Annotated in this window: 11 protein-coding genes; 5 read left to right on the forward strand and 6 right to left on the reverse strand. The window is 71.7% G+C overall.

The window, feature by feature from the left end; genetic code table 11:
* Positions 1-80: 80 nt before the first annotated feature.
* The 6 genes from AC1DS4_RS07775 to AC1DS4_RS07800 all read right to left on the reverse strand — a co-directional run bounded on the left by AC1DS4_RS07775 (position 81) and on the right by AC1DS4_RS07800 (position 9,869).
* On the reverse strand, positions 81-1,298 hold the full coding sequence (locus AC1DS4_RS07775) for an XdhC family protein (protein WP_477632321.1): 1,218 nt from the start codon (positions 1,296-1,298) through the stop codon (positions 81-83).
* Positions 1,291-2,436, reverse strand: coding sequence for a vWA domain-containing protein (locus tag AC1DS4_RS07780; protein ID WP_477632320.1), 1,146 nt, complete (start codon positions 2,434-2,436; stop codon positions 1,291-1,293). The genes AC1DS4_RS07775 and AC1DS4_RS07780 overlap by 8 nt, the downstream gene beginning before the upstream one ends.
* Positions 2,433-3,323, reverse strand: coding sequence for an AAA family ATPase (locus AC1DS4_RS07785; RefSeq protein ID WP_477624050.1), 891 nt, complete (start codon positions 3,321-3,323; stop codon positions 2,433-2,435). Before AC1DS4_RS07785 ends, AC1DS4_RS07780 begins: the two co-directional genes overlap by 4 nt.
* Positions 3,324-3,371: 48 nt before the next feature.
* The gene (locus tag AC1DS4_RS07790) at positions 3,372-3,944 is read right to left on the reverse strand and encodes a nucleotidyltransferase family protein (RefSeq protein ID WP_477632319.1); all 573 of its coding nucleotides are present in this window, start codon (positions 3,942-3,944) and stop codon (positions 3,372-3,374) included.
* 53 nt (positions 3,945-3,997) lie between these two features.
* Positions 3,998-4,270, reverse strand: a complete 273-nt coding sequence (locus AC1DS4_RS07795; protein ID WP_477613565.1) for a hypothetical protein — start codon at positions 4,268-4,270, stop codon at positions 3,998-4,000.
* 73 nt (positions 4,271-4,343) lie between these two features.
* Positions 4,344-9,869: an ATP-binding protein gene (locus tag AC1DS4_RS07800; RefSeq protein WP_477632318.1), complete on the reverse strand. Its 5,526-nt coding sequence runs from the start codon at positions 9,867-9,869 to the stop codon at positions 4,344-4,346.
* 197 nt (positions 9,870-10,066) lie between these two features.
* Between AC1DS4_RS07800 and paaA the strand changes: the two genes are divergently transcribed.
* Genes paaA through paaE form a run of 5 tightly spaced genes read left to right on the forward strand, consistent with a single transcriptional unit; the run spans position 10,067 to position 14,068 of the window.
* Positions 10,067-11,041 carry a 1,2-phenylacetyl-CoA epoxidase subunit PaaA gene (gene paaA / locus AC1DS4_RS07805; RefSeq protein ID WP_477632317.1) on the forward strand — a complete coding sequence of 325 codons (975 nt, stop codon included), beginning with the start codon at positions 10,067-10,069 and terminating at the stop codon, positions 11,039-11,041.
* Positions 11,038-11,352, forward strand: a complete 315-nt coding sequence (gene paaB / locus AC1DS4_RS07810) for a 1,2-phenylacetyl-CoA epoxidase subunit PaaB (protein ID WP_477613568.1) — start codon at positions 11,038-11,040, stop codon at positions 11,350-11,352. The genes paaA and paaB overlap by 4 nt, the downstream gene beginning before the upstream one ends.
* An 11-nt stretch (positions 11,353-11,363) precedes the next feature.
* The gene (paaC, locus tag AC1DS4_RS07815) at positions 11,364-12,389 is read left to right on the forward strand and encodes a 1,2-phenylacetyl-CoA epoxidase subunit PaaC (RefSeq protein ID WP_477632316.1); all 1,026 of its coding nucleotides are present in this window, start codon (positions 11,364-11,366) and stop codon (positions 12,387-12,389) included.
* A gap of 2 nt (positions 12,390-12,391) precedes the next feature.
* Positions 12,392-12,967 carry a 1,2-phenylacetyl-CoA epoxidase subunit PaaD gene (paaD, locus tag AC1DS4_RS07820; protein ID WP_477632315.1) on the forward strand — a complete coding sequence of 192 codons (576 nt, stop codon included), beginning with the start codon at positions 12,392-12,394 and terminating at the stop codon, positions 12,965-12,967.
* On the forward strand, positions 12,968-14,068 hold the full coding sequence (paaE, locus tag AC1DS4_RS07825) for a 1,2-phenylacetyl-CoA epoxidase subunit PaaE (protein ID WP_477624044.1): 1,101 nt from the start codon (positions 12,968-12,970) through the stop codon (positions 14,066-14,068).
* Positions 14,069-14,086 lie beyond the last annotated feature (18 nt).

Below are 14,086 nucleotides of genomic sequence, written 5' to 3' on the forward strand. Positions count from 1 at the left end.
ACGAAACACCTGTGACAAACGCTGGGCTCGGCCGCCGCCGCACTTCGGATACTTGTCGTCAGGACAAGTGCTGGCAACGGTCAATCCGGGTGGTTTCCGGTGACCTCCTCCATTCCGGTGGATGCCCCCACCAACCCCGTCGCATGGTGGTGGATCGGCCCCTCGCGGTGGCCCAGCCGATCTCCTCGGCCTCCCCACTGGAGCGCGATGATCTCCGCCGCGATGCTCACGGCGGTCTCCTCGGGAGTGCGCGCCCCGAGGTCGAGACCGACCGGGCTCGAGAGCCTGGCCAGCTCGTCCTCCGTGAGGCCGGCCTCCCGCAGGCGGGCCATCCGGTCGTCGTGGGTGCGGCGCGATCCCATCGCCCCGACGTAGCCCACCTCGGGCAGGCGCAGGGCGAGCTCGAGGACCGGCACGTCGAACTTCGGGTCGTGGGTCAGCACGCAGATCACCGTGCGGGCGTCGATCCGGCCGGCGTCCCGCTCCGCCGCGAGGTAGCGGTGCGGCCAGTCCACGACGACCTCGTCGGCGGACGGGAACCGCGACGCCGTGGCGAAGACCGGTCGGGCGTCACAGACCGTGACCTGGTAGCCGAGGAAGTGGCCCTGGTGCGCCACCGCCGCGGCGAAGTCGATGGCTCCGAAGACCAGCATCCGGGGCCTGGGGGCGAAGGAGGAGACGAAGACCCGCATGCCCTCGCCGCGGCGCTCCCCGTCCGGGCCGTAGGTGAGGGTCTCGGTGCGACCGGAGGCCAGCAAGCCGCGCGCGTCGTCGGTGACCGCGTCGTCGGCTCGCGACGACCCCAGCGTCCCCGTGTCCCCGGCGGCGCCGTTGACTCCCGCGGGTCCAGGGGCATCGGACTCCGGACGGACGACCAGCCGTCGCCCGAGCCACGCCGGGTCGGGGTGCTCGATGACCGTCGCCACGGCAACGGGGCGACCCGCCTCGATGTCCTCGGCCACCGCTCCCAGCTCGGGGAAGGTCTCACGGCTCACCTGCTCGACGAAGACGTCGAGGATCCCTCCACAGGTCAGCCCCACGGCATACGCGTCGTCGTCACTGACGCCGTAGCGCTGCAGGACCGGAACACCGTCGGCGACCACCCCCTGCGCGAGCTCGTAGACGGCGCCCTCGACGCACCCGCCGCTGACCGACCCCACGGCCTCGCCCCCGGGACCCACGAGCATGGCGGCTCCCGCCGGGCGGGGCGCCGAGCGCCACGTGGCGACCACGGTGCCCACCCCGACCGTGGCACCGGCCCGCCACCAGCGGAGCAGCTCGGGGAGCACCTCACGCACGCGCAACCACCTCCACGAGCTCCTCGAACGTCGCCATCGAGTGACCTGCCACGAAGTCGTCGACGTGCGGGAGCGCAGCGACGATGCCCTGCTGGACGGGCTCGTAGCCCGGCTTGCCGCGATGCGGGTTGACCCACACGACCCGGTGGGCCAGCGCACTCAGCCGGCGCATCTGCTCGCCGAGCGCCGCGGGCTCGTCGCGTTCCCAGCCGTCGCTGAAGAGCACGACCACCGCGCCCCGGGCCATCCCTCGTCGGCCCCACCTGTCGAGGAAGGCTCCGATCCCCTCGGCCAGCCTGGTGCCGCCCGACCAGTCGGGGACGCAGGCACCGCAGGCGACGATCGCCCGCTCTGGGTCGCGCTGTCGGAGCGGGCGCGTGACGTGCGTCAGCCGCGTTCCGAGGGTGAACACCTCGACCGGCAGACCGCTGGCGGCGTAGGTGTGTGCCAGCCGCAGCAGGGCGTCGGCGTACGCGCTCATCGAACCGGACACATCCACGAGCAGGACCACCCGGCGAGGGCGGGTTCCCTTGTGCCGCCACGCGATCGGGCCCGGCTCCCCCATCCGTCTCAGCTGTTCCCTCAGCGTCCGGCGGGCATCGACGCCGCCCCTCCGCGACGGGGTGTGCCGGTGGGCCGGACGGCGCGGCGCGCGTGGCCGCAGGGCCGCGAACATGGCCGCGAGCCGGGCACGGTCGGCGTTGCTGAGGGAAGCCACGTCGCGGTGGCGGAGCACCTCCAGGGCGCTGGCCGACGCGCGCACGAGGTCCTGGGGCGACTCCAGGTTCTCACCCTGCCCCTGCCCCGCGTCGAGGGGCGCGTGGGCGACGGTGTGGGGCGTGTCGCGCCGCGCGCGCCGCGTGGCACGCTCGAGGCCGAACCACGCGGCATACACCTGGTCGTAGCGCTCGAGGTCCGCCGGTGAGGCGCACAGGGTGGCACGCCCCGCCCAGTAGGCGCCGGACTCGTCCCCCAACCCGACGGCGGCCACCGCGTCGAGGAGGGTGCGCTCGCGGTCGGCCGTGACGTTGACGCCCGCGGCCCTCACCGCCCGGGCGAAGCCCAGGAGGATCTCGTCCGCGGCGTGAGCGGGTGCGGCAGGCGACGGGGCAGCCATCGGCGTCGGCGAGGCCGTCATCGGGCCAGGATCCGGTCGAGCGCCGCGCGGACCTTCTCGGCGTCCTCGCGGTACTTCACGGCGACGCCAAGGCTCGCCGACGCGGTGTCGAAGTCGAGGTCGGACGCACCCAGCTCCTGCAGCGCGCGAGCCCAGTCGAGGGTCTCCGCGACGCCGGGAGGCTTGATCAGGTCTTGCTCGTCGCGCAACCGGTGGACAGTCGAAACCACTTGCGCGGCAAGGGATTCTGAGACTTCCGGAGCGCGCGTCCTCACGATCTCCAGTTCGCGCTCGAGGCTGGGGTGGTCGATCCAGTGGTAGAGGCATCGACGCTTGAGCGCATCGTGGAGCTCGCGCGTGCGGTTGGAGGTGAGGACCACGATCGGCGGCGTCGCGGCCGTCACGGTCCCCAGCTCGGGGATGGTCACCTGCCACGTCGAGAGCACCTCGAGCAGGAACGCCTCGAACTCATCGTCGGCCCGGTCGATCTCGTCCACGAGCAGGACGACCGGCGACTCGCGCAGGGCACGCAGCACCGGCCGGGCGAGGAGGAACCGCTGGTCGAACAGCTGCGCCTCGACCTCGGCCAGGTCCTGCCCACCCGCCGCCACGGCCTCGACGGCTCGCAGGTGCAGGATCTGGCGGGGGAAGTCCCAGTCATAGAGCGCCTGGGTCGCGTCGATGCCCTCGTAGCACTGCAGCCGGATCAGCGGCAGGTCGAGCGCTGCCGCGATGCCCTCCGCGAGCGCGGTCTTGCCGGTGCCGGGCTCGCCCTCGAGCAGCAGCGGGCGCTGGAGTCGCAGCGCGAGCCAGGCAACCGTGGCGAGGGCGTCGTCGGCGAGGTATCCCGTGTCGGCAAGCCCCTGCGTCAGCTCCCCCGCGGACTCAAAGGCCTCGCGTGGCTCCATGTCCACAGCATCACCCATGCCGGCGACTAATTGAAGGGGCAACCCCGGTCACAGGTCGTCAGGGGTGTCGACGTCGTGCCCCGAGGCGAGGTGACCGACCTCGACGACCGCGTGGGGGTGGGTGGCGAGGTAGTCACGGGCGCCGCGGTCGCCGGTGGCACTGTCGGCGATCGCGCTCCAGTGGTCGCGCCCGATCACCACCGGGTGCCCGGGCACTCCTCGGTATGCCGCGCGCGCCAGGGCGCTCGGCGCGTCACCTGCGGCGGTGAGCACCGTCGCGACGACGTCGGCGCCCACGTCGGGGAGGTCGACGAGCAGGACGCAGGCCACCTCGGCGTCCGTGGAGTGGAGGGCGTCGATGCCGCGGCGCAGCGAGGCACTCTGGCCCTGTGCCCAGTCGGCGGCCTCGACGACCAGGTCCGCTCCCGCCGCGTTCGCCAGTGCTGCCGCGCGCTCGCCCTCCGCGCCCACCACGACGACGACCGGCGCGCAGCCTCCGTCGCGCAGCACCCGAACGCCCCGCTCGACGAACGTGCCACCGGTGGGGTCCCCGAGCACCGCCTTGGGGGTGCCCATGCGGCGGCCTCCCCCGGCAGCGAGGAGCAGCCCTGCGGGTTTCACCCGGCCAGACTGCCACGGGACCGCACCGGAGCGCCGGAGGGCGCGGGCGCACGTCAGACGGGGGGCTCGGCCTGGCGGACGTCCTCGACGTAGCGGTGACCGACGGAGAGTCGCTCCGCGACGGTCTCGACCCAGCGTGGCGGCTGCTCCCCGATCCCCCTCGCGGCGAGACCGGCGGTCAGGTCGGCCTGAACGTCGAGCGGGTCGCGGCCCTCCGCACCAGGGGCGAGTGCGTCGATCACCTCCTGGATCACCGACTGCACGACCCGGTGGCGGTCGACGTCACCCTCGTCCATCGACGCGAGGTCACGGTTCTGCTCACTCATCGTTCCTCCTGCGGTTAGAGGGGTGTTCACCCGTCTCGTACCCACAGCCGGGTCGCGGCATGCGTCAGGCCGGTCAGCTGCTGCGCGCCAGCCCTGCCTCGATCGCGGCGATGATGCGGGGCCGCAGCTCGTGCGGGTCGATGACGGCGTCGACCGATCCGACGCTGACCGCGCGGTGGATGCTGTGCACGCCGTCGAACTCCGAGGCGACCTCGCCGAGCTTCTCGCTGCGCACCGCGGTGCGCAGCTCGGCGAGCTCGGTGGACAGTCGGGCGCGCTCGGCGCCCCATGCCTCGCCGAGCCGTGCCTCGAGGTCCTTGACCCGCGGGTCCGCGGCGGTGCGGGCGTCGACGTCGCGGGAGAAGACGACCGCTGCTGCGGGCGCGCCACCGATGACCGACGCGAACGACCCCTCGACGGCCAGGACGGTCATGTTCGGGTTGAGCGCCTTGGAGAACACGACGAACGCCCCACCGTGGTAGCGGCTCACGACGCAGAACACGATCGGACCCTCGAAGTTGACGATGGCCCGGCCGATCTCCGCGCCGTACTCGAGCTGCAGGCTGCGCATCGACTCGGGCGACCCGTCGAAGCCGGACAGGTTGGCGAGCACGACGACGGGACGGTTGCCGCTCGCGGCGTTGATCGCCCGCGCGGTCTTCTTGGACGAGCGCGGGAAGAGGGTGCCCGCGGTGTAGGTGTCGGGTCCGTCGGTGGGTGGGAAGCCCCGTCGCGCAACGGTTTTGGACTCGATGCCGATGAGGCAGACGGGGATCCCGCCGAGGTGTGCGTCCTGCACGACCGAGGTCTCTGCATCGGCCATGCCGGCCCAGCGCTCGAGCGTCGCGTGGTCCTGGTCAGCCACCGCCGCCATCAGGATGCGGATGTCGAAGGCCTTCTTGCGGTCCGGGTTCGTGGCGGCCGAGAAGATGTCACCCACCGTCGTGAAGCCGGAGTCCGGCATGACGTGCGGGTATGCCGTGACGTCGCGGGCGACGTCGTCGCTGGACTTCGCGCGACGTGGCCCGGCCTCACCCGGGTGCACGTAGGTGTGGTCGTAGTGGGCCATCAGGACGCCGTAGGCGCCGGCGAGGTCGCGCGCCCAGTACTGCGCCTGGCCGTTCGGCCCCATGACCCGGTCGTAGCCGCCAATGCCGAAGTTGTCCTCGGCCGACACCCCGCCGGAGAAGTCGAGCGACTGCTTGCCGGTCAACACCATGGCGCTGTCCGGGGTCATCACGAGGATGCCCTTGGTGTGCATGAGCATCGTCGCCTCGGCGTTCCAGTAGGGCTGGGCGCCGACGTTGATCCCGGCGACCACGATGTTGATCTCGCCGCCGGCCTGGGTGAACTCGATGATCCGCTTGAGGGCCTTGGCGACCCAGTCCATGTTCTCCGTGCCGGAGTCCATCGAGATCCGGGCGCCGGCGGACAGGGCGAACCACTCGACCGGCACCTCCATCCGCTCGGCCAGGTCGAGGGCCGCGATGACACGCGCGCACTCGGCCTCGGAGACTGCACCGAGGGCCTTGAGCGGGTCGCCGCAGAGCAGCACCCGGGTCATTCCCTCGGGATAGCGCTCGGTGGGCGTGGTGATGACACCCGCGATGATGCCCGCCTTGTTGAGGCCGTAGGGCCGGTCGACGGGGACGAGCGCTCCGGCGTCGTCCAGGTCGTACTCGGTGGCGGTCCCACCGGGTCCGGCGATCATGGCCTGCAGCTCGTAGGGGTAGACGACCCCACGACGACGGGCACGCACGACCTTCTGCGCGTAGTCGTCCAGCGGCTTGAGGCGGGTGGTCGGCGGCTCCTCGACGGAGGTCACGACGCCCGACCCGGGCTGGTAGTGGAACCGTGCCGCGAGAGGCGCGCTGGCACCGTCGGGCGTCGCGATCCGGCCCTGGACCAGGACCTCCTCGATGCCTGCACCGGCGGTCAGCGGGGCGATCCGGGCCTGGAGGGCGGTCAGCTGGTTGAGGTCCGCCTCGATGGGTGGCCAGATGTGGACCCACACGTGGTTCATGTCGAGCCGGGCACCGGCCGCTCCACGAGCCGACCGCGCCCGGCGGATGGCCTCGAGGCAGTTGGCGATGGCGCGCTCGGCGTGGGGCAGGGCCGTCACCCGGCCCTGCTCGTCGCGGACGACCACGAGCTGACGGACCTGTGCCAGCGCGACGAGGCGCTGGTCGGCCTCGTTGCCCGGGGCGGTGCACAGGTAGAGCAGGACGTCCTCGGGGGCTTCGAGACGGGTCACGTCGAAGTCGCGAAGCCGCCAGAGGTTGAGGCGCCGCCCGACCATGGGGTGCACCCCGCGCACGAGCCGGTCCTCGACCATGGCGCCCTCGCCGTCGGGACGGAAGGTGAAGTACGCCACCGGTCGTCCGGCACCGGGGCAGACGGCGACGGCCACGCGGCGCACCCGCTGCGCGAACGGCATACCGGCGAGGAGGTGACCCAGGCGGTCGGAGGCGTCCTCGGGCGACTCCGGCTCGTCGGGCCACGACAGGTAGAGGTCGACCACGCCGTCGGAGCCCGCGGCGCTCTCGTCGAGCTGGGCCGACACGGCCTCGGCGAGCTCGCCGTCAGCCGTGAGCTCGTCGACCCGGCCGACACTGGTGACCAGGTGCGTGGGCCGACCGTCGAGCGTGTAGTCGGCGATCGCGAAAGGCCTTGTGCCAACTGAGATCTCGCGCAGGGCGGTCAGGTCGTGGTCGCGGTAGTGACGCTTGATGAGGACGGCCAGCATCGGCTCGCGCCGAGGCACGCCCCGGTCCAGCCGCTCCGCGAGGAACTGCACGATCTGCTCGGGGATGGCGGCGAGGGCGTCGATCCGACGGGCGCGCTCCTCGCTCTCGGGCATTGCCTCCAGGGCGGTCAACTCGTCGCTGACGCCACCGAGGATGCTGGCCCGGTCGGCGTCGACCAGGGGCTGGTCGAACCAGCGGAACCGCACGCTGCGGGCGAGGTCGCCCACGACCGGGAAGCGCAGCTGCGTCGCGACGACGAGCCGGTCGAGGACCTCTCGGGCGGCGCTGTCGAGAGGGGCTTCGGGGCAGGGCTCGACCATCCAGCGCTGCAGCAGTGACGTCGCGAGCGCGACATCAGGAGCTGACCGCTGCTGCGAGAGGAAGACCCGGAAGACCGCCTGCTCCAGCTCGGCGGTGCGGTCCAGGCTGTCGATGCCGTAGTGCCGCACGACGTTCGACAGCTTGGCGCGGAACTGCTCGGGCAGCGCCCCGCGATCGGGGTCGAGGCTCTGGAGGTAGGTGTGGAAGTGCTCGCGGGGGCTGTGCACCCGGTTCTCGACATGGGTCTCCTCGCCGGCCGGCCGGTTGCGGCTCAGCTCGGCGAAGTCGGCGAACACCTCGAGCACGGCGACCTCGGCACAGACCTGCGAGACACCCTGCACGGTCAGCTCGTCGCGGGCCTCGAGGTAGGTCGCCAGGGTGCTGCCCTCGTCGCGCTGGTCGAGGTCGTAACCGAGGAGCATCGCGGCCAGGGCGGATCGGGCGTGATCCGCGGAGGCGGCAGCACCGTCGCCCGTGGTGGAGTCTTCGGGCAGGTCGAGGTCCACGGCCTCGTCGGCGTCGCCGGCGTCCGCCGCCTCGTCAGCGTCTCCCACCGGTTCCAGCCGGACCAGGGGCGTGCCGGTCTCGACCTGGCTGCCGGCCGACACCAGGAGCTCCTTGACCCGGCCGGCGAACGGCGCGGGCAGGACGGTCTCCATCTTCATCGACTCGAGCACGAGCACCGGCGCGCCTGCCGCGACCTCGGCGCCGACGGCGACAGGGGTGGCGACGACGAGCGCCGGAGCCGGCGAGCGCAGCACGCCGCCCTCGTCCCGGCTGACGCGGTGCGTGACCCCGTCGACCTCCACGAGCTGGACCGGGCCATGGGTGGCGGTGATGAGTCGATGCGTGCGCCCGGAGATCGTGAGGCGGCTGGTGTACTCGTCGAGACGGTCGAGGTCGGCATCGACGGTCTGCTCGACGGCGCCGGCGGCGAGGGCCACACGGAACTTGTGCGGCCCGATCCGCCACACCGTGACCTTGTAGGCCGTGCCGCGCAGCTTGAGGTCGATGGCCCGTCCGGTGCGGTGCTGCACCTGGGGCCGCCCACCCCGGGAGGTCTCGAGCAGGCGGGTGCGCTCGACCTCCTCCTCGTCCTCGTAGCCCTCGATACCCGCGGCGACGAGGGCCACGCCCGAGTGGCGGTGCGAGACCAGCCGGCCCTCGGCCCGGACCCGGTCGATCCATCCCGTGTCGGCGCTGCCGTCGATGATCTCGGGCTGGTCGAGCAGGTCGAGGATGAAGCTCTTGTTGGTCGAACCCCCCTCGATGACGACAGTGGTCTCGCCCATGGCGCGACGCAACCGGGCCAACGCCTCGTCACGGTCACGCCCAACCGCGATGATCTTGGCGATCATCGAGTCGAAGTCGGCGGGGATCGAGTCTCCTTCTCCCACACCGGTGTCCACCCGGATGCCGGGGCCGCTGGGGAGCTGCAGCAGGGCGATCCGACCCGGCGACGGGGCGAAGTCACGGTCGGGGTCCTCGGCGTTGAGGCGCGCCTCCACGGCGTGGCCCTCTTCGCGCGGGCGCTCACCCTCGAGCCTGCCGCCGGCGGCCACGTGGATCTGGAGCTTGACCAGGTCGGTGTCGGTGGTGACCTCGGTGATCGGGTGCTCGACCTGGAGGCGGGTGTTGACCTCGAGGAAGGCAAAGAACTTGTCGCCCGGGTGGTAGAGGAACTCGACGGTGCCGGCCCCGGCATACCCCACTGCGACGGCGAGGCGCTCGGCACTGGCCTTCACCTCTGCCACCTGCTCGGGGGCGAGGACGGGCGACGCGGACTCCTCGATGACCTTCTGGTTGCGTCGCTGCACAGAGCAGTCGCGGACGCCGATCGCCCAGGCGGTGCCCTGCCCGTCGGCGATGACCTGCACCTCGACGTGGCGGGCGCCGGTCACCAGCCGTTCGAGGAACACGACGCCGGAGCCGAACGCGCGCTGGGCCTCGTCGCGCGTGCGCTCGTAGGCGTCGGTGAGGTCGGCGTCGGAGGCGACCATCCGGATGCCCCGTCCGCCACCGCCGGCTGTCGCCTTGAGCATGAGGGGGTAGCCGATCCGGGCGGCCGCGGCCTTGGCGTCCTCGAGGGTGCCGACCCCGCCGCCGCTCCACGGGGCCACCGGGACGCCGACCTCCTCAGCGATGATCTTGGAGCCGATCTTGTCCCCGAGCTTGCGCATCGCCTCGGGACTCGGGCCGATGAACGTGACGCCGATCCGGGCGCAGACCTCGGCGAAGTTCGGGTCCTCGGCGACGAAGCCCCAGCCAACCCAGGCGGCATCCGCTCGGGTCTCGGCCAGCGCCTTCTCGAGGACGGCGTAGTCGAGGTAGGGGCGGTTGGCCGCCGGTCCGAGGTTGTAGGCGTGGTCGGCCTCGCGGACGAACATGGCCCGCTTCTCGCCCTCGGTGTGCAGGGCGATGGTCTCGATGCGGTGCCCGTCAGCCCCCGCCTGCGCGTTGAGGTCGCGCACCGCGTGGATGAGCCGCATGGCGGCCTCGCCGCGGTTGACGATGGCGATGCGCGAGAACATCGGGTGGGCCTCCCAGCGACGACGGACTGCGGAACGGTGCCGAGCCTGCCACCGATCACGGGTGACGCGCGAGTAATGCGATGCGTCGGCACGCGGCATACCGTGGTTGCCACCTGCTTGCTTGCCAACACCCGACGGCACCTGAGACACTATTACAGACCGTTCGGTCAGTTATTGGCCCCACCGCGGAGGGTTGCATGACGGACACCACCACTGCCCCGGCCACGCCGGGTGGCGAGGCCGACCTCCTGGCCGGGTTCGAGGCGACGATCAGCCACAACGACCGCATCGAACCCCGCGACTGGATGCCCGAGGGATACCGCAAGACGCTCATCCGCCAGGTCGCCCAGCACGCGCACTCCGAGATCATCGGCATGCAGCCGGAGGGCAACTGGATCGGCCGCGCGCCCTCGCTGCGCCGCAAGGCGATCCTGCTCGCCAAGGTCCAGGACGAGGCCGGCCACGGGCTCTACCTCTACTCGGCTTGCGAGACGCTCGGCGTCAGCCGCGGCCAGCTCACCGAGATGCTCATCGAGGGCCGCCAGAAGTACTCCTCGATCTTCAACTACCCGACCCTGTCCTACGCCGACGTCGGCACCATCGGGTGGCTCGTCGACGGCGCCGCGATCTGCAACCAGGTGCCGCTGTGCCGGACGTCGTTCGGGCCCTACGGCCGCGCGATGATCCGCATCTGCAAGGAGGAGTCCTTCCACCAGCGGCAGGGCTTCGAGCTGCTCATGACGATGATGCGCGGCACCGACGAACAACGCGCGATGGTGCAGGAGTCGGTCAACCGGTTCTGGTGGCCGGCGCTGATGATGTTCGGCCCGCCCGACGACGAGTCCCCCAACTCGGCCCAGTCGATGGCGTGGGGCATCAAGCGCAACACCAACGACGACCTGCGCCAGCGGTTCGTCGACATGTCCGTGCCGCAGGCGAAGGTGCTCGGTGTGACCTTCCCCGACCCCGAGCTGCGCTGGAACGAAGAGCGCCAGGCCCACGACTTCGGCCAGCCCGACTGGGACGAGTTCATGCAGGTCGTCAAGGGCAACGGCCCGTGCAACACCCAGCGGATCGCCCACCGGCGGGCCGCGCACGAGGACGGCGCCTGGGTCCGCGAGGCAGCGACCGCGTATGCCGCGCAGCAGCTTTCCGAGGAAGGCATGGCATGAGCGACGCACTGTCCCCCGACGAGCGGGTGCGCGCCGAGTGGCCGCTGTACGAGGTCTTCGTCCGCGGGAAGCGCGGGCTGAACCACGTCCACGTCGGCTCGCTGCACGCGGCCGACGACCAGATGGCACTGCGGCACGCCCGCGACGTCTACACCCGTCGCAACGAGGGTGTGAGCATCTGGGTGGTGAAGTCGCAGGACATCGCCGCCTCGAGCCCGGACGAGAAGGACCCGATGTTCGCTCCGAGCGGCGACAAGGTCTACCGGCACCCGACGTTCTACGAGATCCCCGACAACGTCCCCCACATGTGAGCTGCTGACCCATGCCTGACCACAACGTGTCGCACGAGAGCGCGCTGCCCGACGGGCTCGATGCCCTCCAGTCGGTGGCCGACGACGTCGTCCACCAACCATCCCACCCGGCGCCCGACCCCAACGACGCTCACGGGTCGGTCTACGACGGTCTCCTCGGGGGCGACCCGTCGCACTGGGCGTTCGGCACCGACTTCGAGGACCCGCTCGCCGGGGTCGACACGACGATGCCCGACGGCGTGGAGGCCGCGGACCTCGGTGCCTACTGCGTGATGCTCGCCGACGATGCGCTGATCGCCTCGCAGCGGCTCTCCGAGTGGTGCAGCCGCGCGCCCGACCTCGAGGACGACATCGCGCTGTCCAACATCGCGCTCGACCTGCTCGGCCAGGCCCGGCTGCTCCTCGCCCGCGCGGCCGCGGCCGACCCCTCGCTCGTGCCCACGCTGCCCGACGGGTCGCCTGTCCCGCCCGAGGACGCCCTGGCCTTCTTCCGCGACGCGGGGCAGTTCCGCAACGTGCGCCTCGTCGAGCTCGACAACGGCGACTTCGCCGTGACGATCGTCAAGCTGCTGCTGCACTCCAGCGCGCGCATCGCGATCTTCGAGCAGCTCGTCGACAGCCGCGACCACGTGTTGGCAGCGGTCGCGGCCAAGGGCGTCAAGGAGCTGACCTACCACCGCGACTACGCCGGGCGCTGGTTCCTCACGCTCGCCCGCGGCACGCAGGAGTCCCGGCGGCGGCTCGAGGACGCCCTCGACGCGGTGTGGCCGCTGCACGCAGAGCTGTTCAGGACGCACGACGTCGAGGCGCGGGTTGCGGCCGCGGGCGTCGGCGTCGACCCGGCGACGGTCGCCGACGGCGTGGCCGTCGTCCTCGCGCAGGTGTTCGCCCTCAGCGGCGTCGAGCAGCCGACCCGGGCGCCGCTCGCCGCGGTCCAGGGCCGACAGGGGCGCGACGGCATGCACACGGAGGCCCTGAGCCGGATCGTCGGCGAGATGCAGGTCGTCGCCCGAGCCCACCCGATGGGTCAGTGGTGACCATGACATCGACCACCCAGACCTCTCGGCGGTTCGATCTGGACGGGCCCGGCGATCCCGGCGCGTCTGCATCGAACCGGGAGCTGCGGAAGCGCGCGCACGCCGTGGCCCGCACCGTGACCGACCCCGAGATGCCGATGCTGACCCTCGACGACCTCGGGGTGCTGCGCTCCGTCGAGGTGTCGGACGCCGGAGCCGTGACGGTGGCGATCACGCCGACCTACACCGGGTGCCCCGCGATGGCCACCATGCGTGACGACCTCGTCCGCGTGCTCCGTGAGTCCGGCTTTGCGGACGTGACGATCCGGGTGTCCCTCTCCCCCGCCTGGTCGAGCGACTGGATCACCGATCGTGGCCGGCAGGCGCTCGTCGACCACGGCCTGTCAGCCCCCGGCCCCGTGCCGGCCCGCTCTGGACCGATCGCCTTGTCCCTCAAGCCGATCCGACGCGCGCTCCACTGCCCCCAGTGCGGATCCGGCGCCGTCGAGCTGACCTCCGAGTTCGGGCCGACGGCCTGCAAGGCGCTGTACCGGTGCTCGACCTGCCTCGAGCCGTTCGAGCACGTGAAGGAGATCTGAGTGACCGCCGCCACCGGCTCGTTGCTGCTCCCGAAGACCAAGCGCACCGCGCCCACCTTCCACACCCTGACCGTCCACTCCGTCGAGCAGCTGACTGACGATGCCGTGGCGGTGAGCTTCGACGTCCCGGCCGAGCTTGCCGCGGCATACGACTTCGTCGCGGGGCAGTCGCTGACGCTGCGGCGCACCATCGACGGGCAGGAGCACCGCCGCACCTACTCGATCTGCGCCGCCGTCGGCGAGCGCCCGCGCATCGGCGTGCGCGAGATCCCCGACGGGCTCTTCTCGCGCTGGCTGGTCCGCGAGGTGCGGCCAGGGACCGAGATCGAGGTGCAGACGCCGTCGGGGAGCTTCCGGGCCGACCCTGCCACCGGCGGACGTCACCTGTGCATCGCTGCCGGTTCGGGCATCACGCCGATGCTGTCGATCGCCAGCACCATGCTGAGCAACCCGGCGGCCGAGGTCACCCTGATCTACGGCAACCGCACCACCGGCTCGGTGATGTTCGCCGAGGAGCTCGCCGACCTCAAGAACCGTTACGGCGCAAGGCTTCAGCTCATCCACGTGCTCTCCCGCGAACCCCGCGACGTCGAGCTGTTCTCCGGCCGCATCGACGCCGACCGGCTGCGCAGGCTGCTCGCCGTGCTGGTGCCGGTGGACGACATCGACGATGTGTGGCTCTGCGGGCCGTTCGCCATGATCGGTGCCGCCCGCGAGGTGCTCGCCGAGGTCGGCGTCGCCGAGGACCGCGTGCACTTCGAGCTCTTCTACGTCGACGAGCCCCCACCGGAGCTCCACCGTGCCGTCGCCGTCGTCGAGGGAGAGACCAGCGACGTCACCGTCGTGCTCGACGGGCTCAGCTCGACCACGCCGATGCCACGGGGCCAGTCGATCCTCGACGCCGCCCAGGCCTCCCGCACCGACCTGCCATTCGCCTGCAAGGGCGGCGTCTGCGGCACCTGTCGGGCCCTGGTCCGCGAGGGCGACGTCGACATGCGGCGCAACTACGCCCTGGAGGAGGCAGAGGTCGCCGAGGGCTTCGTCCTCACGTGCCAGTCCTACCCTGTCAGCGACACCGTGACCGTCGACTTCGACGCCTGACCGTCCCCCCAGAACCAA

The organism is Pedococcus sp. P3_C7 (assembly GCF_056402615.1).